The organism is Microcystis viridis FACHB-1342, from assembly GCF_014698335.1.
Lineage (GTDB): Bacteria > Cyanobacteriota > Cyanobacteriia > Cyanobacteriales > Microcystaceae > Microcystis > Microcystis ichthyoblabe_A.
The window spans coordinates 1-25,430 of record NZ_JACJSV010000033.1 but is presented as its reverse complement, the minus strand read 5'-3'; the positions used below and the strand labels follow the sequence as shown (position 1 = coordinate 25,430).

Below are 25,430 nucleotides of genomic sequence, written 5' to 3'. Positions count from 1 at the left end.
AATTGACTAATTTACCCGTCTTAATTAGGATCACCTTCTAGGTGTGGCAAGGGTTTCAACCATTGCTGCCCAAAAAAGCATAGAATATCCCATTATGAAATTCTATCAAATCGCTGTAACTAGCATAACGTCGTTGTTAAATAAAAATCTTTCTCAATTAATTCTTAAGAATTTATAAATATTGCGGAATGTTAATTTAAATATTCTCAAGTTTTTGCAGTCAATAAATAACTTTTGCTTATCTTTGTCGGAAAATATAACTCCTGCAAAAATCCCACATCTACCATTTCAGTCCCGATGAAAAATTTTTCACCACCAGAGATGAAAGAGGTTTCCTTCCCCACACCCCACACCCTACACCCCACACCCCACACCCCACTTCCCACTTCCCACTCTATTTTAATTTGACCGCCATAATTGCCAAGCTTTAACGAGATTTCCCCCCATCAAGGCAGCCACTGCATTTAAAGTCTTAATTTCCTCACTATCGGGATTTAATTGTCTAGCTTTATCTAAGACTTTTTGGGCTGCTTGCGGTTGCCAATCGTAGAGATAAATAAAACCTTGATAAGCATAATGATAGGGATTATGGGGGTCAATTTTAATCATTTCCTCCGTGGCTTTTATTGCCCCTGCCACATCCTGTTGTAGTACCTTAGAAATTGCTAATCCGTAGGCTAAAGATAATTTATCGGGGGGGTTTTGTTGCTGTAAACGATAGGAAAAAGCCTTGTCTGCTTGCAGCACATAATCCTGAATCGAATCGTATTGATTGATACGATTAGTTAACTCAAAAATTGGCTCAATACCCGTTAATCCTTGACCAATATTAGCCGACTTTAAGCGCAATTGGGTGACTAAATCTAATTGGGGCGTTGCTAACTTGGCAACTTGAGGATCGATGGTAATTTCAGCATTAGTTTTAATCGGATAGGTTTCGCCAGTTTCCCGATTGAGATAGACAGCAGATAAGCGATAAACTCCGGGGGTTGCTGCCGACTGCATGGCAGTTTTTTCAGTGACTTCAAAACCATTTTGTTGCTCTTCTGGAGTTAATTTTTTTGCCATTAATCCCCCCATAGCAATACCATGATCGTGCATCCAATAATCCTTCCCGTCCACTTCTTGCCAGGTTAAAATCACTACCCCTGACTTTAATTGTTGCCAGTCTCCTGCCCATTTATAAACCACGGGAATGGCTTGATTAGGAGAAGCTTTTTCGGCAATGGCAATCTCTCTTAATTCAACCCGTTTTGGCGCATTTTCAAGGGGTTTAACCGTGACGGAGGGGTCTATTTTACGGTGTAGGGAAAGGGTACTATCATCCGGTAGCTGCCAAGTTTTTTCCACTTGGAAATCTGAACCAGTGGCGACTCGATTAACAATTTTTTTCTGGAGATCGGGGACGGAACCCTGTTCACCAGTTTTAGTTAAAAACCAATCTAAAGAATTGACATCCTTTTCGATATCTTCTTCCCTAACTCCCACCTGTCTCCCAGCAACCTGGAAATTATGTTTACCACCGTAGAAAGAGAAGGTATGTTGATTTAATTCGGGGGTGGAAGGTAAAACCCCTAGAGTGCTGCGAAGATAGGGAGAATCGGCTAGAATCTCTTTAACTACTTCTTCGTGCTGCCAACCAGTTTTTAAATAGGGATGGTGTTGTAATTCGGGACTAAAAACGTTAGTAATTATATCTCCCCCCAAGGGGAATAAATTTAAGCTGGTGAGGATAGCGGCAATAGTTATCGTTCCCCAACGGATACCAGGTCCAAAACGACCGCGCCAAGATAATAAACCAACGGATAAAATTAAGGATAAAGTCGGTAAAAGCGGCAAAATATAACGAGCATCTTTATTGATATTGAGGGATGATAATAGGTATCCCCCCAGCAGAAAAACTCCTAACCAAATCCACACAGGACGATTAACCTTATCTTCGGTTTTTCTATGACGTAAGGAGATTAATAATCCCACCAGGGGAACTAATAACAATACCCAAGAAAGAAAATAGGGTAAAACTTGGGCGTAAAATGTCCAGGCATCAGGACTGGTAAGAGGCGGATCTCCCTCCAAAATCGCCGAATCTACCGTGGCACGTTTGCTCGCAGTTAACATTAATAACCAATTCGTCCGATACCAGGGAAACATTAGCAATGCTGCCGTCAAAAAACTCAGCATTAATTGCGCTAGATTACCCCAACGTTTTCGCCGGAGATTTTCGCCCAATACCCACAAAATCGGCAAAAAGAGGAAAAATAGGGCGGTTTGTTTGACTAACATCCCTAAACCGAAAGAAATCCCGAAAGCGATCGCTTTTAGCCAGCCTTGACCACTAAATCGCCACCATGTCAAGCAGAAGTAAGAAAACGTTACAATTGCCGCTAAGGGAAAATCTAAGAGATATTCGAGGCGATAATAGTATAAACCGGGTAGAAATTGACAGATTAAGACCGCCCATAAAGCCACAGTCCCATTAAAGAGGATAATTCCCAATCCATACACAGAAAAGAGCAGTAGGGCGCTATAGATGGCCATTACCCACATACCCGCGTCAAGACTAATACCAAAGAGATTAAAGAAGGGAATCGTTAAAAGATAGGTTAAAGGGGGAATTTTCGGCGACATTAGCCATAAACTGCGCCACCAATCCCCATCAAACCAGCGCGGATTTTGGAAAGCTTGGGTATAGATAATCCCACCGTTGAGATAATCGGCCTGATCCCAAGCAGGAATAGTATGATCGAGACTAAACCAGAATCTATCAACTAATATCCCCAATATCCAAATAATACTGACAATAATTAATCCCTGTCTCCCCTCTAGCGATCGCTTCAAAATGACTTCTCCCTAGTGCAACTCTCAATTATTCTGCCACGCTCTCAAGCGCCCCTGAAAAAATCGCCAGCAAGAAACACCAGACCGATCGGGGTAAAATAAAGATTTAGTGAAAAATTGTAACAGGAACTTGACAAATGCGAGTGGTGATCGTTGGTGCAGGGTTAGCGGGAATGGCAACAGCTATCGATCTGGTCGATGCGGGCTGTACAGTAGAAATCTTAGAATCTCGTCCCTTTGTCGGTGGAAAAGTCGGTAGTTGGGTAGATGCGGACGGTAATCACATCGAGATGGGCTTGCACGTCTTTTTTGGCTGTTACTATAATCTTTTTGAGTTAATGAAAAAAGTGGGCGCTTTTCAATCCCTACTGCTCAAAGAACACACCCACACTTTTATCAACGAAGGGGGAAAAATCGGCGAATTAGACTTCCGTTTCGCTGCAGGTGCGCCTTTTAACGGTTTAAAAGCCTTTTTTACCTCCTCCCAACTCTCGGCAGCCGATAAAATCTTTAATTCTCTGGCCTTAGGTACCAGTCCCATTGTCCGCGGTCTGATAGACTTTCAAGGAGCGATGAAAACGATTCGGGATCTGGACTCGATTAGTTTTGCCGATTGGTTTCGTAGCCATGGCGGTAATGAAGGCAGTTTAAAAAAAATGTGGAATCCGATCGCCTATGCCTTAGGATTTATCGATACGGAAAATATCTCGGCCCGTTGTATGCTGACGATTTTCCAATTTTTTGCCGCTAAAACCGAAGCTTCCGTCCTGCGGATGTTAGAAGGTTCCCCCCACGAATACCTGCATAAACCGATTATTAACTATCTGGAGGCCCGGGGTGCCAAAATCTCTACCCGTCGTCAGGTGCGGGAAATTCTCTATTCTGGAGAGGGCGAAAATCTGCAAGTTAATGGCATGATCGTCGCTAACGGAGAAACCACAGAAACTATCACCGCAGATGCCTACGTTTGCGCTGGTGATGTCCCCGGTATTCAGCGTCTCATTCCCCAAGATTGGCGAAAAATGCCGATTTTTGACAATATTTTCCGACTAGAAGCCGTCCCCGTCGCTACGGTACAATTGCGTTTTGACGGTTGGGTGACGGAGTTAAATGATGCCGAAAAACGCCGACAACTGCAAAAAGCGGTGGGAATTGACAATCTTTTGTACACCCACCAAGCGGATTTTTCCTGTTTTGCAGATCTTGCTCTCACCAGTCCTAGGGATTATTATCGCCCCGGAGAAGGTTCTTTATTACAGTTAGTTTTAACCCCTGGGGACCCTTTTATTAAAGCTAAAAATGAAGATATTGCCCAGCACGTTTTAGCGCAAGTCCACAAGTTATTTCCCTCCTCGCGGGAGTTAAAGATGACTTGGTTTAGTGTGGTGAAATTGGCCCAGAGTCTCTATCGGGAAGCACCGGGGATGGATGTCTATCGTCCCTCGCAAGCGACTCCTATCCCTAACTTTTTCCTTGCTGGTAGTTATACCCAACAGGATTACATTGATAGCATGGAAGGGGCCACTTTATCGGGTAAACAGGCAGCCAAAGCGATCCTACAACAGGCCGAGCGCCAGAAATCTTTAGCCACAGTTTGATTAAACAGCCAGCAATCTCGTCTCTTGAGAAGGGATTGCCTCTAGACTTGTTTTCAGTGGCAAAAGATACCGCTATAGCTAACTTGGCAAGTCAGCCCCTCAGGCCAAGCTATACAAAAAAGACCGATCGAGCTAGACTCGTAAAAAGATCACTCCATCTAGAAGGCTTACCCTAGACTGGAAAGAACATCGGAAAAATCTCGTCAGAAATAGGAGTCAATCGAGTTTATGCCAGAGCTTGCTGTACCATTAGAGCTTGATTTCACCAGCGAAACCTATAAATCAGCCTACAGTCGCATTAATGCCATCGTTATTGAAGGCGAATACGAGGCCAATAGCAATTATATTCAATTAGCAGACATCCTCACCGATAACAAAGAAGAGTTACACCGTCTGGCAAAAATGGAAAACCGTCACATGAAAGGTTTTCAAGCTTGCGGCCAAAATTTGCAAATCACTCCTGATATGGAGTATGCCAAAGAATTCTTTTCCTCTCTGCACGATAACTTCCAAATTGCCTACGCAGAAGGTAAAGTTGTCACCTGTTTATTAATCCAATCTTTGATTATCGAAGCTTTTGCGATCGCTGCCTATAATATTTATATTCCTGTTGCTGATCCTTTTGCGCGTAAAATTACTGAAAGCGTAGTTAAAGACGAATATTTACACCTCAATTTTGGCGAAGAATGGCTAAAGGCGAACTTTGAAACCGCTAAAGAGGAATTAGAAGCTGCAAATCGCGCTAATCTACCCATTGTCTGGAGAATGCTCAATCAAGTCGAGGATGATGCTCGCGTCCTCGCTATGGAAAAAGAGGCCCTCGTGGAAGACTTTATGATTAGCTACGGGGAAGCGTTAAGCAATATTGGTTTCAGCACCCGTGATATCATGCGGATGTCTGCCTACGGATTAACTGCCGTCTAAAGCTTGAGCATCGAGATTTCTTTTTTTCCCCTGCTGCCGCTCAACACAGAGCGGCTCTTTTGTGTATTATATTTAAGAGTCTTAACGATTTCTTAGCAATATCCTAATTTTTATCTAGTGCCATCTAGTCTAACGAAAGAACAATCAATGTTTGGTCTTATAGGTCATCTTACCAGTTTAGAACACGCCCAATCGGTCGCCGACGATCTAGGTTATCCTGAATATGCTAACCAGGGATTAGATTTTTGGTGCGCTGCCCCCCCGCAAATTGTCGATGATTTTCATGTCACCAGCATCACGGGGCAAACCATCAGAGGGAAATATATCGAATCCTGTTTTTTACCGGAGATGTTGTCGAATCGTTGGGTAAAGTCTGCTATTCGTAAGGTGCTAAATGCCATGGCACTCGCTCAAAAAAGTGATATCAATATCACCGCACTCGGCGGTTTTTCTTCAATTATTTTCGAGGAATTTAATCTCAAAGATAATCGACAGGTGCGCAATATCGAGCTAGATTTTGGCCGTTTTACCACCGGTAACACCCACACCGCTTACGTCATCTGCACTCAGGTGCAAACCCTCGCTGACAAAATGGGCATCGATTTAGCTCAATCTACCGTCGTGGTTTGTGGGGCCACCGGAGATATCGGCAGCGCCGTTTGTCGTTGGTTAAATGAAAAAACCGATACAAAAGAACTAATATGTGTGGCACGCAATCAAGAGCGTTTACAATCTCTGCAAGAGGAGTTAGGACGCGGTAAAATTCTTCCCCTAGAGGAGGCTTTACCCCTGGCTGATATCATTGTTTGGGTGGCTAGTATGCCTAAAGGGGTGGAAATTGATCCAGATAAACTCAAGCGCCCCTGCATTATTATTGATGGTGGTTATCCGAAAAATTTAGGCACGGTGTTAAATGCCCCCGATGTTTCTGTGATTAAGGGCGGCATTGTCGAGCATTCCCTCGATATTGACTGGAAAATTATGAAAATCGTTAATATGGATATTCCCTCTCGTCAAATGTTTGCCTGTTTTGCTGAGGCGATTTTATTGGAGTTGGAGGGTTGGCAAACTAATTTTTCTTGGGGACGCAATCAAATTACCGTCCCTAAAATGGAACAAATCGGTGCAGCTTCCCGCAAACACGGGTTTCAACCTTTGTTATTTTAACTAATATCTCCAACCCCCCACCGACCACGGAATTAGAAGTTTCAGGCGAAAAATAATTAGAGTAAGTGCTTGACTTTAGCGGCGGCTTGGGTTATGCTTGTTTCATGATGGGATGTTTGTGTTTACTTTTGAGTGCTTAGATTCCAATTATGAATAAACTCTTTTAAAAATATTATGCCAAAATCTGCCCACAAAAGCAAGCAAAATTTTGCCATCAATTGTTAAGTTTTGTTAAGAAAAATAACAATAGTGACAAGGGATAGGACTCCCTTCGCTGATCAGAGGGCTTTTGGGGTAATTCTAGAAGTGTGGGTCTGATTTTTAGCCTTCCAGCAAAGACGACAAAACGACTAAACCCTATGAAAACTTGGTTAGAAGATCGCGGTATTTTACCCGCTTACGGTGGTGGGGTAATCATTGGCATTACCCTCTGTTTTTTCGGAGCGGCGACCAATACCATGGCGGGATGGTTGTATGCTATCTCTGGCACGACAATCGCCATTTTAATTTTATCGATAATTTTACCCCGTCGTTCCCTTCTTCCCCTGAAAGTGCGTCGTCTTGCCATTGTACCCGTAAGTGCGGGAGACGATCTTAGTATTAGCCTAGAGATAGAAAATACTAGCAATCAGCCGATAAATCTGTTAGAAGTGACAGATATCCTGCCTATAGTTCTCGATCAGCCAAAAATAACCCCAATAGAAACGATTGCCCCCAAAAGTTGCCATCGTTGGACCTATTATTTACCCACCAGTAAACGGGGTATTTATCACTGGCAAGAAGTACAATTAAGAACAGCAGCCCCTCTCGGTTTATTTTGGTGTCGTCGTTGTCATCAAGCAGCGGCTAAAGCTTTAGTTTATCCCCAAATTTTACCCTTGCAACAGTGTCCCCTGATCGATTCCCTCGGTCAAGAGATGGCACAAAAATTAGAAAATAATCGCTATTATCAAAGGGCGAGTCAAGGACTGACCCGTAACCTGAGACAATATCGCCAGGGTGATTCTACCCGTTTAATTCACTGGAAAACTAGCGCCCGTTTGGGAGAATTGCAAATTCGGGAATTAGAAGTGTTAACGGGGGGACAGGAAGTGATTATCTGTCTCGATACCCTCTGTGATTGGCAAGAAGACAGTTTTGAACGGGCGATTATTGCCGCTGCTTCCCTCTATTTTTATGCCCATCGTCGGCAATTAAATGTGAAACTCTGGACCGGTGAAACGGGTTTAATTCAGGGGGAGAGGATCATTTTAGAAACTTTAGCCAGTATAGAGGCAAAAGCTAGTCAAAAAAACGCTAATCTGCCTAATTTACCGCTAATTTGGTTGACAAGTAACTTCAATTCCATCGAACAACTCACCCCCGGCAGCCGTTGGTTATTTTTCCTCGCTGCCGATTCTAGGGAGAGTCCTTCACCCTTAATCCGACAGTTTAGCGGATTGGCGATCGAACCAGAAATTTCTCTACAACAACAATTGCAAAAACCCCCTCGTTGAGAAAATTTCTGTTCACAGTCTAGATTGAGAGGAAATTCTCTGGAAAAAAATGCCAGTATCCCGGAAAAAGATGTTATGATAGAAAGGACTCGGACTCATGCGATCGCAACGCCTTAACCTTGTCAGGACCGGAAGGTAGCAGCAATACGGGATGCTTGTGACTGGCGTGATCTCCGGGTCTTTTTGTTGCCTGTGACGGTCACTGTCGTGAACGCTTTCAAAACTTTTCGATCGCTTACTGCCGAAACTCGTCGTCAACTACTCTTTCTCTTCGTCACGGCGCTGTTTTTCTGGATAAGTATCACCACTCTTGTCCCCACTCTCCCCATCTATATTGACTCCCTAGGCGGTAGCAAACAAGATATCGGCTTTGTCATGGGGGCCTTTGCCATCGGTTTAATTTTATCGCGCAGCTGGTTAGGCAATCTAGTTGATCGCCGCAGTCGCAAATTAGTGGTTTTATTTGGAACTATTGTCGCCGCTACCGCACCCCTCGGTTATCTATTTTTTCGCGATCTTTCCTCTTTATTCGCCGTCCGCGCCTACCATGGTCTCAGTATTGCCGCTTTTACCACTGGTTACAGCACCCTAGTGGTGGATTTTTCCCCCGTTCGTCAACGGGGAGAGATAATTGGTTATATGAGCTTAACTGCACCCATAGGCATGGGAATCGGTCCGGCTTTAGGCAGTTATCTCTACGAATCGATCGGTTATGACGGTTTGTTTCTAGTTTCCGCCACTTCAGGAGCGATCGCATTTCTCTTGGGTTTCTCCATTCAAGAACTGGACTTCAAGAAAAAATTAGCCGAAATGAAGGCAGAAAATCGGACAATTGAGCGCAGTTTCTGGGCATTATGTCAAGAGCGGGCTTTTTTAGTCCCTACCTTAGTTTTTCTACTGGTTGGTACTTTATTCGGTGGTTTAGTCGCTTTTTTACCCCTGTTTCTCCTCGAAAATCAGATACCTTTTAGTCCTGGTCTATTCTACAGTTGTGCGGCAGTATCGGGCGTAATCGGGCGGATTTTGTCGGGAGGAGCCAGCGATCGCTATGGACGCGGTTTATTCATCACTATTAGCGTTTTTTGCTATGGTTTATCCATGTTGGTTCTATCTTCTGCCCGATCTCCTTCGGCTTTAATTTTAGCCGCTATTCTCGAAGGTACGGGAGGGGGGATTTTATTCCCTATGTTACTGGCTTTAATCTCCGATCGCTCTGGGCCCCAAGAACGCGGCCGGGCCTATTCTATCTGTGTTGGCGGTTTTGATGTGGGAACGGCCTTAGCAGGTCCAATTCTGGGGGTTTTAGCAATTTCCTACGAAACTATGTTTAGTTTATCGTCAGGATTAGCTGTTATCGCTCTCTTTCTCTTTTTTACTCTCTCTAACCCCACTATACGCCATTCTTTTCTCTTCGCTTTCGGTTTAGAAAAAGATCGTTATGCTCTGCGCGGACAATTACAATAAAGCTTACTGAAAAAGTTTTTCCTAGAGCAGGGTTATTTAATAGGTTTGAGGTGAAAAATTATCGGGAATATCTAATTCAAATATTTGGTCGTGAATCTGAGCCACATAAAGCCCTTCTTGTAGAATTTTTTCGCGTAATTCTGGGGATAAATCAACGGCTGCTAATATGCCATAGAGTTTTTTATCCTTGTGTTCAGGAAAAAAGCTGCGAAACCGTTGCAAAATACTTTTTAATTGAGTAATATCTTCCTGTCTAACATGACTTTTAACCTCAACGATATAGGCAATATTTAGCTCACCATTGCTATAGGCAAGAACATCAATTTCTAGGTGTTGTCCTTCTTTACTGACTCGGACACTGGGACTGATAACCTCCATACCAAATTGTTGTCCGAGAATCGTTTCCATTGAAGGAAGGGCAAGTCCTTCGGTAAAGCTGCCGAATTTTGCACCGAGTCCCCCAATTTGTTTGCCCAGTTCTTTGAGTTGTTTGTCAGTTTCTTTCTGTTGTTGGGCGTTTTCCTTCTGTTGTTGACTAACTTCCTTAAGTTGTCGGTCAGTTTCCTTGAGTTGTCGGTCAGTTTCTTTTTGAGCGGCAGTTAATTCGGCTAAGAGTCGCCATACGTCTTCGGATGTAGTTGCCATGATGATTTTTTCTCTCTGATTTGGTCTATTACTATTTTACTAAATTTTGCCGATTCATGAAGAAGAGAGTGTTTCTGCCTTTGGGGAAGATATAGCGATCACATCGAAATTTTTAATAGGTTTGAGGCTGAAAATTATCGGGAATATCTAATTCAAATACTTGGTCATGAATCCGAGCCACATAAAGCCCTTCTTGCAGAATTTTTTCGCGTAATTCTGGGGATAAATCAACCGCCGCTAATATGCCATAGAGTTTTTTATCCTTGTGTTCAGGAAAAAAGCGGCGAAACCGTTGCAAAATACTTTTTAATTGAGTAATATCTTCCTGTCTAACATGACTTTTAACCTCAACGATATAAGCAGTATTTAGCTCACCATTGCTATAGGCAAGAACATCAATTTCTAGGTGTTGTCCTTCTTTACTGACTCGGACACTGGGACTGATAACCTCCATACCAAATTGTTGTCCGAGAATCGTTTCCATTGAAGGAAGGGCAAGTCCTTCGGTAAAGCTGCCGAATTTTGTACCGAGTCCCCCAATTTGTTTGCCCAGTTCTTTGAGTTGTTTGTCAGTTTCTTTCTGTTGTTGGGCGTTTTCCTTCTGTTGTTGACTAACTTCCTTCAATAGTAGTTCAGTCTCCTTCTGTTGTTGACTGACTTCCTTGAGTTGTTTGTCAGTTTCTTTTTGAGCGGCAGTTAATTCGGCTAAGAGTCGCCATACGTCTTCGGATGTGGTTGCCATAGATAATTTTTTCCTTCTGATCTGGTCTATTGCTATTTTAGTCAATCGCGCCGGTACTTCCTAATTTTTAACCTTCCATGCTCTCTTTTTTGTCAAGTACATCTTATACCATTTTAGATGAGCTTACCCTAGCAACCTTAAGCGAATACTACCGTGCGATTAGCGTAAACTAAAACGCGATTTTGCAAGTGTAAACGTACCGCTCGCGCTAACACCACCCTTTCTAAATCCTTACCTTGACGAATTAAATCTCCCACGGTATCGCGATGACTAACTCTGACCACATCCTGCTCGATAATTGGCCCCTGATCGAGATCGGCAGTGATATAATGGGCGGTGGCTCCAATAATTTTTACCCCTCGATCGTAAGCCCGTTGATAGGGATTAGCTCCCGCAAAAGCCGGTAAAAAAGAATGATGAATGTTGATAATATTGGGAAAAAAGTTAATAAAATCTGGGGTGAGAACCTGCATATATTTAGCTAAAATCCCTAAATCTATCCGGTATTCCCGCAGTAACTCTAATTGTCTGGCTTCCTGTTCAATCTTGGTTTCGGCGGTAACGGGAAGATGATAAAAATCAATACCAAATTGATTGGCAACTGAGTGTAATTCTGGATGATTGCTAATAATTAAAGGAATTTCTGCCCTAATTTCTCCCCCGTGTTGTCGCCATAATAAATCGAGGAGACAATGATCCTGTTTTGTCACCCAAATAGCTAGACGCGGAACAGTATCGGAAAAATGTAAGGACCAACTAGCCTGCAAAGGTTTGGCAATAGCGGCGAAAGCTGGTTCGATCATCCCACGGGGTAAATTAAACCCCTCTAATTGCCATTCTATCCGCATCAGGAACAATCCTGCCGAAAAATCCGTGTGTTGGTCAGCGTGGATAATATTGCCGCCATTAGCGTAGATAAAATTAGCGATTTTCGCCACCAGACCAATCTGGTCGGGACAAGAAATTAACAAGGTTGCAGTGGTACCAGTCATAAATTATCGGCGGCAAGAATTGACTTTTTCTACCCCTAATTTATTACAATTTTAGGCACTTCGTCCCTTTGATACACAAAAAAGATCGTTTGTCAACAGCGATCGCCGATTAAATTTCTAGTTAAACTGATAGGCTCTTCCCTTGCTCAGAAGTGGCAAAATGCCGCTCGATTAGGGAGGGGACATCTTGGGGAGCTACCTGATTATAATGCTTTTTATCGGGCATAACCACCAGATTCGGGCCTTTTTTGCACTGTTTTAAACAGCCGGTTAATTTAATATTCACCGCTTCTCCCAGTCCTTTTTCCTCTAAACTACTCTCTAACCTTTGGCAGACTCTCGCACCGCCATTTTTCCAACAATCGGACTTCTGACAGATTAAGACGGTGGCTTTTTTCGCTTTTGCCGGGGTGACTTCTGGGGTTTTTTCGCCGGATAAATGCTCAATCCCTAGTACCCTCAGTTTTAATTTTCCCTTTTTTGAACAAAGACTACTTTCTCCCGTCACTTTTAGCCATGAGTGGAGAGCAATATTGAGAGGTATGTGGTCTCGCAGTGTTTTTTCAGGCTTAAACCAATATTCCCGTTTATCAACACTGATTCTCAGGTATTTTACCTTATATCCGTCCTTGAGGACAAAACCGAGGAATTGACCGACCACTTGAAAGGGAATCATGGTAGTTGCAGATTTTGACATACTTTCTCACTTTTTACTCTTAGATTGCTAATTTTTCTCAAGGATTATGCTTGCCAACAGGTTTCCAGCCAAGGGATTAAACAGCCTCGGGAGGCCTCCACCTGTCGCAGGACAATCCACAGCTATAAAAGTTGAGCGGAGGCATCAATGCGAACCGGCAAAAGCTGATGGAGCGAGCATTGACATTCAATGTTTAGGGCTTGCATCTGGTGGTAAACCTGCCAGGGATCCCAAGCACTAAGATTGAAGATTTTCTCACCTTTCGATGGCCATTTGTCTATACTCATGGGGCTTTTAATTGAGAACTATTAGCAATATAACTCTAGGCTGATGTTCTCAGTATAACCAACAACTGCAAATTATTATCAATAACTTGCAGAAAAAAAGTTATCCGGTAGCGGCGATCGGCTAAAATTTTGCTTGTCCGCTTTGCCGATCCCGGAATCGCTACCGCCTACAATTGTCAAAGGGATAAAAATGGAGATACCAAGATTTATTGACGAAAATTATGGATAAAAAAGCTCAAAAAACCGATAATTCAGCAGTTCTCTATTTTGATGGTGGTTCTCGCGGCAATCCGGGGAGAGCAGCCGGTGCAGCGGTAATAGTTTTAGCCGAGGGTAATTCCTTGACTACGAGTAGATATATGGAGAGAGCCACTAATAACGAAGCTGAATACACAGGATTGATTATTGGATTGGAAAAAGCCCAAGAATTAGGCTTAAAAAGCCTAGAAATTCGGGGAGACAGTCAATTAGTCATCAATCAAGTTAAGGGAGACTGGAAGGTAAAAAGCGATAGTTTACGTCCCTTTTATCAGCGTGCTTGTCAATTAGTCACCCAATTCGATCGCATTAGCTGGCGCTGGATTGAACGAGCTAAAAATAGTGTGGCTGACGCTGCTGCTAATCAGTGTATGGATGCGGCGAAAAAATCGCCAGAAAAACCCGAGGAAGGCGAAACTAATCTCGATATTCTGCTCCAATCCCTGAAACCAATCCTAAATACTGAAGAATTCGTTTTCTCTTCCCTCACAGCAACAGGACTGGAACAGCTACAATTAACCCCTATCTGCCAATTTCGGGAAGAGGAAGGAATAACGGTGATTATTCCCCGTCAGCAAGCCGATCGCAAGAATTTACAGTACAAATATATTTATAGACAAATTACTCTTTCTGTGCATTCTAGTTTAGCGGCGGTGGGATTTTTAGCGGTGATTAGTGAGAAACTGTCCGAAGCGGCAATTAGCGTCAATGTCATTTCTGGTTATTATCACGATCATTTATTTATCCCTAGGGATAGGGTGACAGAAGCGATGGCTATTCTCGAAGAAATTAGCCGCTCATAACAGTTATCAGTTATCAGTTATCAGTTATCAGGTGTGGCTCTCTTATTCTTTGTGTGATCTCGCGTAGCGAGCGCGTTGCGACCAGTTTAACTTACTATAGAAGCGATCAATCTTTGTGTCCTCTGTGTCTGGAGTGGTTCCTTCCACTCCCTCGCCGGCAAGACTGTATCTTAGAATACATTTTACCCACCAAACCTAAGAGAGCCCAGATGTGAGTTTTCAATTCACTGATACTAAATCTGGTTATTAAAAACTGATTATTTATTCTCCCCTTTGCATGAGTACCTCTCCTCATAACTAGCCTATACTCAACGGATTTAGTATGATTACTGATTACTGTTTACTGTTCAGTGAAAAAATAGGATTTATTATTATTTGCTCTCCTCCGAGGAATTTTTCACCGTTTCTTCTAGGATAACTACCGGTTCTTTTTCCCGCTGCTGTGAGCGGATGATATCGATGGTACTTTTCAGCACACTAGCGATGGGAACTGCTATCAATAAACCGAGAATTCCTGCCACTTTGCCACCGATAAAAAGAGATAGAATAATCCAGACGGGATTAAGTCCGATCATACCTCCCATTAGCCGAGGGGCGATGACATTATCATTAATTTGACCGACAATAATAGTCAGGGTCAAAACTTTTAACCCTAACCAAAAATCTTGAAACATTAGTAGGGTACTAATGCCAATAATGGTAAAGGCACTGGCAAAAGGAATTAATGTAGTTAGACCGATCGCCACCCCGAATAATAGGGCATAATCGACCTTGAGAATGACAAAAACAAAAATTTGAGCCAGGCTGAGAATTCCCGCTAAAATGGTTTGACCAGCAAAATAGGTTTCAAAAGTTTGACGAATAATAGTTCTTAATTTGAGATTCCAGGGAGCAGGAATCCAGCTTAAAATTCCCTCCCAAATTTGTTCGCCATAGAGAACCAGAAAGACAGTTATAACCAGAACAAAGAGAATGTTTAGGATACTGTTGATAGTTCCCAGCACAAAGCTCAGTAATTGAGTGCTAAGAGTTTGTAAAACATTGGTTAGTCGTTCCGATAACTGGGTGATTGATTGCTCGATATAAATCGCATATTTCTGAGTTTTATCCCACTTTTCTAAATTTTGTATCTGTTCGGTTCCCGACTCGATCCACTGGGGCAAACTATTGATTAAACTGCTTAATTGTTCGACAATCTGGGGAATTAAAATTAAACCTAAAACAATCAAAATTAATAGGGCAATTAAAAAGACAATAGCGATCGAACCACTGCGATTAACCCCGCGTCTTTGCAGTAGTTTGATGGGAACATCTAAGACAAAAGCTAGTAAACTAGCAGTGACAAAAATACTGACTAAGGGTTCTAGATAGCTAAATAATTGGAATAATAACCAACCATTGAGAAATAAAAGCGGAAAAACCAGACTTAGCCGCAACCAACGAGGTAGTTGCTTAAAAAGCTCTATCATTAATTTTGTCCTGAGAGAGTATCGATGTAAAAAGAGACTTTTCCAACCAGAAATCCTCTTTCAATCTACCATCTCCTCGCCACTTTTCTAGCTCCAGTAACCCTGAAACTCTTATCTTAACTGTATGGAGCTAAGCGGATTCGAACCGCTGACCCCCTCAATGCCATTGAGGTGCTCTACCAACTGAGCTATAACCCCGCGAAGACCATTTTTGAATATAGCTTAAATAGAATTACTTTGTCAAGGGGTGACGAGAAAAAAATTTGTCCCTCACAATGCGATCGCTGATAAGACAATGGTGAAACAATCGCCTCCATTTAGACAGGAGCCGAAATTTGGGTTAAATAGGTTAAACAGTGGCCCATGAGGAAATAAACTACTAACATAGCCGCTGCCGCTGCTGCCACCAAGGTTCCCGCCAGGATCAAGGAAAACTCTTGCCTGTCGAACGCTTGCTGCATCAGATGCAATGACCAAGCCACAAGACCGAGGTCAAAGATGAGAATCGGAACTAACATATTTTAAATTTTGTTAACTTTCCTCTATTCTAATACATAATTTTCTGGAGGGATGATCGGAGGGAAGTTAAAAATAGGGATTTTTTGCTGGTTGCTCGATCGCGGCTGTCAGCCGTCAGCCATTAGCTTTCAGTAATAGGTCTAAATTTTGCTCTTCTTGGTTTGCAGCCTGAAAAAATCCTTTTCCCGAAAAAGCGACTCAATCACCAGATTAAGTTCTGTAAATCTTGTTCTCATTTTCCCTAGCTAACGCACGGGGACTTGGTGATTTTGCAGATAATTTTTGACCTCAGCGATAGTTAATTGACCATAATGGAGCAAAGAAGCCAATAAAGCCGCTTCTGCTCGGCCTTCCGTCAATGCTTCGTAAATATGCTGACAATTACCCGCTCCTCCAGAGGCAATCACAGGAATCTCCACCCTTTCTGCGATCGCTTTTGTCAAGGACAGATCGTAACCCGCTTGCGTGCCGTCAGCATCCATACTGGTAACTAACAACTCACCCGCCCCGCGTTTTTCCACTTCTTTGGCCCATAATAAAGCATCAATACCCGTATTTTCCCGTCCACCCCGAACATAAACCTCCCAACCGGGGTTATGCACATCCTTGCGTCGTCTAGCATCGATCGCCACCACAATACACTGTTTACCAAAGCGATCGCTGGCTCGATCGAGCAATTCCGGCTCGCGCACGGCAGCCGAGTTAATGCTGACTTTATCGGCCCCGGCTCTTAACAAATTTTTAATATTTTCTAAGGATTGGATGCCACCCCCCACGGTCAGAGGAATAAAAACCTGTTCCGCCGTGCGATAGACTACATCAATAATCGTGTCGCGATCTTCATGGGTAGCAGTAATATCAAGAAAAACCAACTCATCAGCCCCTGCCTGATTATACAAGCGAGCTAACTCCACGGGGTCGCCAGCATCCTGAAGATTGACAAAATTAACCCCTTTAACTACCCGACCTTTATTGACATCCAAACAAGGCAAAATCCGCTTCGCTAACATATCCTAGACTCTTGATTGTAACAATGGCCATCAAACGATCGCACAATTCCCCCCCGGCAGCCGAGGAAAATCTGCTCACTCCCAATCCCACTATAGAAGAAACGGAAAAAGCAGAAGCGCAGATTCGTCCACAATCCCTAGAGGATTATATCGGTCAACAGGACTTAAAGGCTAATCTAAAAGTCACCATCGCCGCGGCCAAAGCTAGACAAGAAGCGATCGATCATTTGCTCTTCTACGGACCGCCGGGGTTAGGCAAAACCACCATGGCTTTAATTTTAGCGGCTGAGATGGGAGTAAATTGCCGCATTACTGCCGCCCCCGCTTTAGAGCGTCCCCGGGACATTACCGGCATCCTGATCAATCTTCAACCCCGGGATATTCTTTTTATCGACGAAATTCATCGACTGAATCGGGTGACGGAGGAGTTATTATACCCAGCTATGGAGGATTATCGCCTAGATGTGACGATTGGTAAGGGTCAAGCAGCGAAAATTCGCAGTATTTCCCTGCCTCCCTTTACTTTAATCGGTGCTACTACCAAAGTTGGCTCTTTAACTGCGCCTTTACGCGATCGTTTTGGCATGATTCAACGTCTGCGTTTCTATACGGTCGAGGAATTGACAGCAATTATGCTCAGAAGTGCCACTATTTTTAATATTCCCATGACTGAAGCAGGTGCGATCGAAATTTCCCGTCGCAGTCGGGGAACTCCACGCATTGCCAATCGTTTATTAAAACGGGTGCGCGACTATGTGCAGGTGAAGGGAGAAACTATTATCACCCCCCAGTTAGCCGCTGAGGGATTAAATCAATTAAATGTGGATTCTATGGGTTTAGATTGGACCGATCGATTAGTATTAAAGACGATGATCGAACAGTTTCAAGGCAAACCCGTGGGATTGGAAGCGGTAGCGGCAGCCACGGGAGAAGATGCCAAGACAATTGAGGAGGTGTATGAGCCTTATTTATTACAAATAGGTTATCTTCATCGTACTCCCCGGGGCCGCGTAGTGACGGCAGCGGCCTACGAACATTTAGGTTTACTGGCGAAATTGCCGAAAAATAAGGATCGGAGTTTACCTTTGTTCGAGTTCTAGTTTTCTAGATAGGGTTGGCTGAATAAATCTAAAAACCTTGTTGGATTAAGACTTTTCGGGGGTAAAATTCACGGTTCTTCCGAACTTACACTGTAGAAAATTCCTCAAGCTCACTCTCTGCACAGCAATGCTCTAAAGTTGATAAATATCAATTTAACAAAAACTCAAAGCCTTAGTGTACAAGCTTTACAATCATAAGTTGTTGATAGTTTTACATAACAGGTTCGGTAGAGCCAAATTCACACCCCACTTCCCCACTTCCCCACACCCCACACCCTGCCTCTAGGAACAACTTTTTCAGCCAACCCTAATTACCAGCGTTTTAGCTCACTTGTGTCTTTAAATACTGCCTTGACTGCTTGAAATCACACAAGCCTTTATGTAAAGACCGTACGATCAAGATTGTAGTAAGTTACATTGTTGCCATTGCTTGCCGCTTCCAATCTAGACTGTATTGGGATTTGTCAGAGCTATGCAATAGTGAGCTTTTATAGTCAATGATTTTTTAAGTCTGTTAACGTCCTATGTCTGGCCTAAATAAAGAAAATCTTAAACTAGAAACTCTTACCCTGTTTCAAAAATACCAAAAAACAGGGGAGAATCAGTTACGGGATCAAATTATCCGGTTAAACCTAGGATTAGTCAGAAGGGAAGCTCATCATTGGGTCAATCAATGCCATGAAAATTACGAAGATTTAGTGCAGGTTGGCTGTATGGGACTAATTCGGGCGATCAAACGTTTTGACAGCAGCAAAGGTCATGCTTTTAGTTCCTTCGCTATTCCCTATATTCGTGGCGAGATTCAACACTATCTGCGCGATAAAGGTTACACAGTTCGCATTCCTCGTCGTTGGTTAGATTTAGGGAGACAAGCGGCAAATATGCGTCGGGATTTTCAAACTATCCACAATCGTCAACCCAATGATACGGAAATCTCCCTCGCTTTAAATATTTCGATCGAAGAATGGCAAGAGGTAAAACTGGCTTTCCAAAACCGTGAACCTCTTAGTCTCGATGCGACGGTTAATAACGATGAAGATAATAACACCTGTTTAAAAGACATCGTTCCCGATCCTGGTTATCGCAGCTTTCAACTTTGTCAAGAGGATCGCATTCGTTTACAACAGGCACTGGCTCAATTAGAAGAGAAAACCCGTTATATTCTCGAATTTGTCTTCCTTAAAGATCTTACTCAACGGGAAACCGCCGAACAATTAGGCATTAGTATTGTTACCGTCTCCCGTCGGGTGAAAAAAGGTTTAGAAATGCTCAAGGAAACCATGCTCCAAGAGGCATTTTAGCCCAATTATCGGTTCTCATAGCAAGTCCGTTATTAACTCCCAATTCAACTTTAAAAACTCAGTTATGGATTTTTTCCCCTGCTCCGATGCTCCTCTCTCCCAGCTTATCTTGGCTCCAATAGCAAGTAATTTAAAACCCCGGCTAAATATTCATACTGCTCGATCGAATTATAGTAGTGAGCAGAAATCCTCACAATTAATGATGCTTCTCCCCAGGGAATTATCGGCACTTCAATCTGATATTTTTCCCACAGTTGTCTGGATAAATCTTCTGCTATCCAAGCATAACTAGGAATTAGAATTGAGGACATCGATCCGATCATTGATTCTGGACAGGGATAATTGACCTGCAAGGCATGACAAAGCAAATTTCTGGCTTTTAAAACCAAATTATGATTCCTCGCCATCAGACCCAGTAAACCATCAATAGAGAGAGAATTTAAAAACTCGATCGCTTTTGGCACTGATAAATAAGCGCTGGGATCATCGGTTCCCATCCAAGCAAATTCTAACTGAAAACGGGAACGATCTTGTCGAGGAGAATTAGCCCCATGGCTAATAGTTAAAGGTCGAATTATTGCCTGTTTATCCCCGCGCACATAGAGAAAAGCAGCCCCCTTGGGACTACATAACCACTTATGACAATTAGCAGTATAATAGGTGGGATTAATTGCCCCGATATTAAGGGGTAAAAAACCTAAAGCATGAGCGCCATCGATGAGAGTATCAATACCCCGATTATTTAATTCTTGCACAATTTCTGCGATTGGCCAAATTAAGGCCGTGGGACTGGTGACATGATCTAAAACTACTAATTTTGTCCGAGGAGAAACAGATGCTAAAATTGCTTGACTAATTTCTAAAAGAGACTGTACAGGAAAGGGAATTTTAGCGATAATTACCTTTAAACCCCATCTTTTAGCTATATGTTTAACTGCATTAGCACAAGCATTATAGGTCTGATCGGTGATCAGAATTTCCTCATTTTCCTGAAAAGTTAAGGAATTTAACACCGCATTCACTGCTGTGGTTGCATTGGGAACAAAGACTAAATCATCGCTATTTACTCCCACTAAATCCGCTAATTTTTGCCTAGCAATATCTAATAAACCCTCTAATTCTCTCCCCAAAAATGCTAAAGGTTGTCTTTCCATTCGTTCCCGCAATTGTTGCTGATAATCCAAGACTATTCTAGGGGTTGCACCATAGGAACCATGGTTGAGAAAATAAATATTATCGGGAATTAACCAAGAATTTTTAGACATAATTTTATTTTATTGAGAACTAGAAAAAATAGCTGAAAAATTGCCTATTATATTCAGCTTTTAACTAGCTAGTATATTTATGATCGACAATTTCAGTGACAAAAGTTTCTCCATCCATGAGAGGATGATTTTCTGGAGATTGATATTTTCCCGTTTTCACTTTCTGTTGGAGATGTCGGTTCATAGGTATTATGACTATCTACTGAGAAAATCAGCTTGATCTTAATTTTAAGCTAAATATCGACAAAAAAAGCTCTCCAAGAAAAAGGAGAGAGAAGAGAACGAGTTAGAAAAAGTTATTAATGTAACCATCCTTTCAGACGACGTGCGACTTGAGGACGACGTAATTTTCGCATCGCTTTAGTTTGAATTTGACGTACTCGTTCCCGAGATAAATTGAACATTCCCCCCACTTCCTCTAGGGTATAGGGTTGACTGGTAGCTAAACCATAACGGAGGGAGATAACATCTTTTTCCCGTTCGGTGAGAACATCACTTAAAACTGCGAAAATTTCTTGACGCATCATCATCTCATTCATTTTATCTTCGGGAAGTTGTAGATCATCATCTTCCAAAAGATCCACTAATTCCGTATCTTCTCCCTTCCCTACACGATGATTTAAAGAGAGAGATTGACGACGCAATTGTAATAATTGCCGCAATTGTTCGGGAGTTATTTCTAACGCTTCCGCGAGTTCCCGTTCATTGGGATTGCGCTGTAAATCTTGCTTGAGAATGCGCTGCGCTTTTTTGAGTTTATTGAGTTTTTCGACAATGTGAATCGGTAAACGAATTGTTCGCGCATCGTTAGCAATGGTGCGGGTGATTGCTTGTCGAATCCACCAATAAGCATAGGTAGAGAATTTATAACCTTTATTAGGATCGAATTTTTCGGCCGCACGGTTGAGTCCGATCGCACCTTCTTGAATTAAATCTAAGAAAGGAACCCCGCGATTTAAATAGCGTTTAGCGATGGAAACCACCAAGCGCAAATTAGAACGAATCATCTTCCGTTTAGCTGTTCGTCCGCGATAAAGACGGTTTTCCAGTTGACGTTCATTATCTAATTCTAAAGCGATCGCCCATTCTGTTTTCGTCGGGGGACGATGTAAATTTTCTTGCAGTTTTTGGCGTACTTCTTCCGCTTCCATGAGAAACTTAACCGAGTAGGCTAATTCAATTTCTTCTTCCGCACTAAGCAGGGGATAACGAGCCATTTCTTTAAAAAATGCGCCAACAGTATCTTCATTGCTGCCTTTATCGTATCCCGTTCCACTACTCCCACGAGTGTTTTTTAGGGTTTCCGGTAAAGATTCAGTCATATCCTCGTCAGTTCTTTCATTAAAATCCACGCTGTCCAGTTCTAAAGGATTTGTCTCCAGGGCAATGATTTGATTAAAATTATCATCAGCGGCTAGTTTAGAGATTTTCATAAGCAGTTATGGATGGAGTGGGGTTATAATAGGGGGGAAAAACTTAGTTTCTCCCAATGGGCTGATTGTTACATTGAATTTTCGGGGAGCAGATTTTTTAAACGTTTTCTTAATTAATGGCGGCAATTTCTGGGATATAATTGCGCGATTCTGTGTCGATGGTTACAAATCGCCGAACCAGACAATAAGATTTTCTGGTGAATGGGAGGAGCTTTTTGTGTTTCTACTCATACACTCTAACTAAGGTTTTTGGTATTTGACTAGGTAAGGATCACGCTTCTTAACAATCAAGATAGCAGTCAGCTTTTTATTACTATTCTTAGCTTTTTCTATTGAGAACCATTCTCACCTTTTGACTAACTATACTGGGATTTAATAGCTAATAGTCAATAGTTATCATTAACATTATCAATGCTTAAGGGTGGATAAAAATTCTTTTGGGAAGACTTCACGGGCTAAAAATCAAAATTTGTGGGCAAAAAAGCAATATTTAAAGTGTTTTTGGAGAAAATTAACTGGTTTTATTCCCCTCAAGCTTTAAACTATAATTTAAATACCCCATTCTCCCCATCTCCCTATCACCCCATCTCCCCACTGACTATGCTCGATCGCCATGCTACCCTGACTGTAGCGGAACCTCGCACACCTTACCAATTAACCACAACTGGGCAACCGTGGTTAGAGGTTTTGGTAGATCGTCCTTATCCTAGAGATAGTCAAGAGGATCAGCAAATATTAACCTATAGTATCCCCCGGGATTTAACGGTAGAAATCGGCGATATTTTAAGCGTTCCCTTTGGTTCTCAGGTAATAGGGGGAATTGCTCTTAGATTTCTCGAAAATTTGCCCCCAGGACTAGAAGAAAATCAAATTCGTCCCGTGGAAGAGGTGATTGCTAAGGGCTTTTTCCCCGATAATTATTGGCAGTTATTGACGAAAATCGCCCAATACTACGCAACGGATTTAATCACCGTTGTTCGCGTCGCTTTACCTACGGGTTTACTGCGAAGTTCCCAACGTCGCATCAGATTAAAACCAGCAGCGATTCCCCCCGGTGCGGAAGTTTTTTGTACTCCCCTCTCCCGTCAGATTTTATCCCTGCTCAAAAATCAAAAAGAAGGCGATTATTCGGCGAAATACCTGCAAGAAAAAGTAAAAAATGCCAATTACGGTATCCGAGACTTAGTTAAGCGCGGTTGGGTAGAAAGTTATCTAGAAGCACCCAAAAGTACCAATATTAAACAAAAAAAAGCCATTACCCTGCTAATAACCGACTTTCCTCGGGATTTAACCGAAAATCAGCGCAAAATTCTCGAAATTTTACGTCATCAGGGAGGAGAAATGTGGCTGCCAGAATTGGTAAAACTTGCGGGGACAAAACATTTTAAACCGCTCATTGACAAGGGTTATGTGGTGATTGAGGATCGAGAATTTCTGCGCTTATCCTCGGCGATTATGAGCAGGGATCAACCAAAAACACTCACTTCTAGTCAAAAACAGGCTTTAGAAGCCATTCAAACCCTAAAAGGTGGTGAAAGCGCTCTCTTACATGGAGTGACGGGATCGGGTAAAACAGAAGTCTATCTACAGGCGATCGCACCTGTCCTAGCAGCGGGTAAATCTGCCTTGGTTTTAGTCCCCGAAATTGGATTAACACCGCAACTAACCGATCGCTTTGTGGCCCGTTTTGGCGATCGAGTCTATGTTTATCATAGCGCCCTCTCGGAAGGAGAAAGATACGATACTTGGCGACAGATGTTGACAGGAACCCCGCAAGTTATTATCGGGACGAGATCGGCGATTTTTGCTCCTTTACCCCATCTAGGGATGATTATCCTCGATGAAGAACACGATAGCAGCTTTAAACAAAGTCAATTACTTCCCACCTATCACGCGCGTACCGTGGCTAAATGGCGCTCTCAATTAAACCATTGTCCCGTAATTTTAGGCTCGGCCACGCCATCCCTAGAAACATGGCTAGAATCCCAAGTTAATCCCCGTCTTTACCTATCTTTGCCCGATCGCATCCAAAATCGCCCCTTACCGCGGGTGGAAATCGTCGATATGCGACGGGAATTGCAGCGAGGCAATCGTTCCCTCTTTAGTCAATCCCTGCGTTCATCTCTGGAAACCCTGCGCGACAAGGGAGAACAGGCAATTTTATTCGTCAGCCGCCGGGGACATAGTACCTTTGTATCTTGTCGAAGTTGCGGTTATGTGCTGGAGTGTCCCCACTGTGATGTCTCTCTCTCCTACCATCACACCGAACCGGGAGCGCAAGAATTACTCCGCTGTCACTACTGCAACTATGGTCGCATCCATCCGAAACAATGTCCTGAATGCGGTTCTCCCTATCTAAAATTTTTCGGTACTGGCACTCAGCGAGTCACCCAAGAATTAAGCAAAGAATTTCCTGATTTGCGCTGCTTGCGTTTTGATAGTGATACCACCCGCAACAAAAATGCTCCCCGGGAACTATTAAAACTATTTACTGATGGTGAATTCGATGTCTTAGTCGGAACCCAAATGCTCACCAAAGGATTAGATATAGAGCGAGTTACCCTAGTAGGAGTAATGGCAGCCGATGGTTTACTTTATCACTCCGATTATCGCTCCTCCGAACGCGCTTTTCAAACCCTCACCCAAGTAGCAGGGAGAGCAGGAAGGGGAGAAACAGAAGGAAAGGTAATTATCCAAACCTATACCCCCGAACATCCCGTGATTAGAGCAGTGCAAACCCACGATTATGAGGGTTTTGTCGAGACGGAATTAATGCAAAGAGAGGGTTTAAATTATCCTCCCTACGGCAGTTTAGTCTTAATTCGCTTTAGTGGTTTAGATGGGGAAGCAGTGCAGAAAAGTGCTGAAAATGTCGCGGAGGAATGTGTTAATAATTTCGGTTCTGATTGGGATATTTTGGGACCTGCACCCGCAACAATTATGCGCGTGGCTAACCGTTATCGCTGGCAAATTCTGTTAAAATTATCGGGGGAAAAGGCTGATATCGGTCGTCTTTTTCTTCCCCTAAAAAGCTTAGTTTTACCCAAGGTAAGTATGGCGATCGATGTGGACCCCTTGACGATAGAATAATCAGGGATGGATAATGCGCTCGCTATTGTTCACGGGTGCAACCAGTTATCTAAATCCGTCAAAGTGTTAAAGTCTAATAAGGCGAGTCCTAAGTCTTCTAATTGCTCCACAGGAAGGTTACGGATGGTTTCCTCAAGATTTTGCGGTATTTCACCGAAACGTCGCTGAAGTTGACGGAGGAGTAAATACGTTTCTCCCTGTTGTCTTCCTTGTTGAATACCTTGCTGTACACCCTCTTGAACCGCTTGTTCCCTATCCTGTTGGTAAAGTGGAGCTAAACGCATAATAAACTCCCTATCCTCCTGTGTTTTTTTCGATAACGCTTCTAAATT

At 42.8% G+C, this 25,430-nt stretch carries 21 protein-coding genes, 1 tRNA gene and 1 other RNA gene; 10 read left to right on the top strand and 13 right to left on the bottom strand.

Annotated features, from left to right (window positions below):
• Positions 1 to 399 precede the first annotated feature (399 nt).
• A complete protein-coding gene (locus H6G40_RS12325; protein WP_190537742.1) occupies positions 400 to 2,838 on the bottom strand; it encodes a glycosyltransferase family 39 protein in 2,439 nt (812 codons plus the stop codon).
• 137 nt (positions 2,839 to 2,975) lie between these two features.
• Between H6G40_RS12325 and zds the strand changes: the two genes are divergently transcribed.
• The 6 genes from zds to H6G40_RS12295 all read left to right on the top strand — a co-directional run bounded on the left by zds (position 2,976) and on the right by H6G40_RS12295 (position 9,487).
• Positions 2,976 to 4,436, top strand: coding sequence for a 9,9'-di-cis-zeta-carotene desaturase (zds, locus tag H6G40_RS12320; RefSeq protein ID WP_002738691.1), 1,461 nt, complete (start codon positions 2,976 to 2,978; stop codon positions 4,434 to 4,436).
• 228 nt (positions 4,437 to 4,664) lie between these two features.
• A complete protein-coding gene (locus H6G40_RS12315) occupies positions 4,665 to 5,360 on the top strand; it encodes an aldehyde oxygenase (deformylating) (RefSeq protein WP_190537741.1) in 696 nt (231 codons plus the stop codon).
• Between the two features lie 147 nt (positions 5,361 to 5,507).
• On the top strand, positions 5,508 to 6,527 hold the full coding sequence (locus H6G40_RS12310; protein WP_002739243.1) for a long-chain acyl-[acyl-carrier-protein] reductase: 1,020 nt from the start codon (positions 5,508 to 5,510) through the stop codon (positions 6,525 to 6,527).
• 359 nt (positions 6,528 to 6,886) lie between these two features.
• Positions 6,887 to 8,023, top strand: a complete 1,137-nt coding sequence (locus H6G40_RS12305; RefSeq protein WP_002738657.1) for a DUF58 domain-containing protein — start codon at positions 6,887 to 6,889, stop codon at positions 8,021 to 8,023.
• An 86-nt stretch (positions 8,024 to 8,109) separates the two neighbouring features.
• Positions 8,110 to 8,206: signal recognition particle sRNA small type (gene ffs / locus H6G40_RS12300), an RNA gene on the top strand.
• A 9-nt stretch (positions 8,207 to 8,215) separates the two neighbouring features.
• Positions 8,216 to 9,487 carry an MFS transporter gene (locus H6G40_RS12295; RefSeq protein WP_081330827.1) on the top strand — a complete coding sequence of 424 codons (1,272 nt, stop codon included), beginning with the start codon at positions 8,216 to 8,218 and terminating at the stop codon, positions 9,485 to 9,487.
• 36 nt (positions 9,488 to 9,523) lie between these two features.
• On the opposite strand, the gene H6G40_RS12290 is transcribed toward H6G40_RS12295, so the two are convergent.
• The 5 genes from H6G40_RS12290 to H6G40_RS12270 form a co-directional block, all read right to left on the bottom strand.
• Positions 9,524 to 10,132, bottom strand: a complete 609-nt coding sequence (locus H6G40_RS12290) for a DUF3782 domain-containing protein (RefSeq protein WP_069474296.1) — start codon at positions 10,130 to 10,132, stop codon at positions 9,524 to 9,526.
• A gap of 112 nt (positions 10,133 to 10,244) precedes the next feature.
• Positions 10,245 to 10,874 (bottom strand): DUF3782 domain-containing protein, encoded by a 630-nt coding sequence (locus H6G40_RS12285; protein WP_069474295.1) that lies wholly within the window; start codon positions 10,872 to 10,874, stop codon positions 10,245 to 10,247.
• A gap of 137 nt (positions 10,875 to 11,011) precedes the next feature.
• Positions 11,012 to 11,866, bottom strand: coding sequence for a formyltetrahydrofolate deformylase (gene purU, locus H6G40_RS12280; protein ID WP_069474294.1), 855 nt, complete (start codon positions 11,864 to 11,866; stop codon positions 11,012 to 11,014).
• A gap of 121 nt (positions 11,867 to 11,987) precedes the next feature.
• Entirely contained in the window at positions 11,988 to 12,563 is a 576-nt protein-coding gene (locus H6G40_RS12275) for a (2Fe-2S) ferredoxin domain-containing protein (RefSeq protein WP_002744960.1), read from the bottom strand.
• Between the two features lie 122 nt (positions 12,564 to 12,685).
• Positions 12,686 to 12,850 carry an Asr1405/Asl0597 family protein gene (locus tag H6G40_RS12270; protein ID WP_002738845.1) on the bottom strand — a complete coding sequence of 55 codons (165 nt, stop codon included), beginning with the start codon at positions 12,848 to 12,850 and terminating at the stop codon, positions 12,686 to 12,688.
• Positions 12,851 to 13,071: 221 nt separating this feature from the next.
• Between H6G40_RS12270 and H6G40_RS12265 the strand changes: the two genes are divergently transcribed.
• Positions 13,072 to 13,911, top strand: a complete 840-nt coding sequence (locus H6G40_RS12265; protein WP_002755381.1) for a reverse transcriptase-like protein — start codon at positions 13,072 to 13,074, stop codon at positions 13,909 to 13,911.
• A 371-nt stretch (positions 13,912 to 14,282) separates the two neighbouring features.
• Here H6G40_RS12265 and H6G40_RS12260 read toward each other — a convergent pair whose 3' ends face one another.
• The 4 genes from H6G40_RS12260 to hisF form a co-directional block, all read right to left on the bottom strand.
• Positions 14,283 to 15,380 carry an AI-2E family transporter gene (locus H6G40_RS12260; RefSeq protein WP_002738741.1) on the bottom strand — a complete coding sequence of 366 codons (1,098 nt, stop codon included), beginning with the start codon at positions 15,378 to 15,380 and terminating at the stop codon, positions 14,283 to 14,285.
• A 125-nt stretch (positions 15,381 to 15,505) separates the two neighbouring features.
• Positions 15,506 to 15,578: transfer RNA gene (locus H6G40_RS12255), tRNA-Ala, on the bottom strand.
• A 119-nt stretch (positions 15,579 to 15,697) separates the two neighbouring features.
• Positions 15,698 to 15,898, bottom strand: coding sequence for a hypothetical protein (locus H6G40_RS12250; protein ID WP_002739008.1), 201 nt, complete (start codon positions 15,896 to 15,898; stop codon positions 15,698 to 15,700).
• 246 nt (positions 15,899 to 16,144) lie between these two features.
• A complete protein-coding gene (gene hisF / locus H6G40_RS12245; protein WP_002738370.1) occupies positions 16,145 to 16,909 on the bottom strand; it encodes an imidazole glycerol phosphate synthase subunit HisF in 765 nt (254 codons plus the stop codon).
• 23 nt (positions 16,910 to 16,932) lie between these two features.
• Here hisF and ruvB point away from each other — a divergent pair, with 23 nt between their 5' ends.
• Positions 16,933 to 18,009, top strand: a complete 1,077-nt coding sequence (gene ruvB, locus H6G40_RS12240; RefSeq protein WP_002755367.1) for a Holliday junction branch migration DNA helicase RuvB — start codon at positions 16,933 to 16,935, stop codon at positions 18,007 to 18,009.
• A gap of 524 nt (positions 18,010 to 18,533) precedes the next feature.
• Positions 18,534 to 19,310 carry an RNA polymerase sigma factor SigF gene (locus tag H6G40_RS12235; protein WP_002738647.1) on the top strand — a complete coding sequence of 259 codons (777 nt, stop codon included), beginning with the start codon at positions 18,534 to 18,536 and terminating at the stop codon, positions 19,308 to 19,310.
• Positions 19,311 to 19,414: 104 nt separating this feature from the next.
• Here H6G40_RS12235 and H6G40_RS12230 read toward each other — a convergent pair whose 3' ends face one another.
• Both H6G40_RS12230 and H6G40_RS12225 read right to left on the bottom strand, forming a co-directional pair.
• Positions 19,415 to 20,575, bottom strand: coding sequence for an aminotransferase class V-fold PLP-dependent enzyme (locus H6G40_RS12230; RefSeq protein ID WP_069474293.1), 1,161 nt, complete (start codon positions 20,573 to 20,575; stop codon positions 19,415 to 19,417).
• A gap of 299 nt (positions 20,576 to 20,874) precedes the next feature.
• Positions 20,875 to 22,008, bottom strand: coding sequence for an RNA polymerase sigma factor, RpoD/SigA family (locus H6G40_RS12225; protein ID WP_002739077.1), 1,134 nt, complete (start codon positions 22,006 to 22,008; stop codon positions 20,875 to 20,877).
• Positions 22,009 to 22,608: 600 nt separating this feature from the next.
• On the opposite strand from H6G40_RS12225, the gene priA reads away from it, so the two are divergent.
• Positions 22,609 to 25,098: a primosomal protein N' gene (gene priA / locus H6G40_RS12220; protein ID WP_190537744.1), complete on the top strand. Its 2,490-nt coding sequence runs from the start codon at positions 22,609 to 22,611 to the stop codon at positions 25,096 to 25,098.
• Between the two features lie 29 nt (positions 25,099 to 25,127).
• Here the strand turns inward: priA and H6G40_RS12215 are convergent.
• Positions 25,128 to 25,430: DUF4351 domain-containing protein (locus H6G40_RS12215; RefSeq protein WP_242028750.1), on the bottom strand; the 303-nt coding region annotated here is incomplete at its 5' end.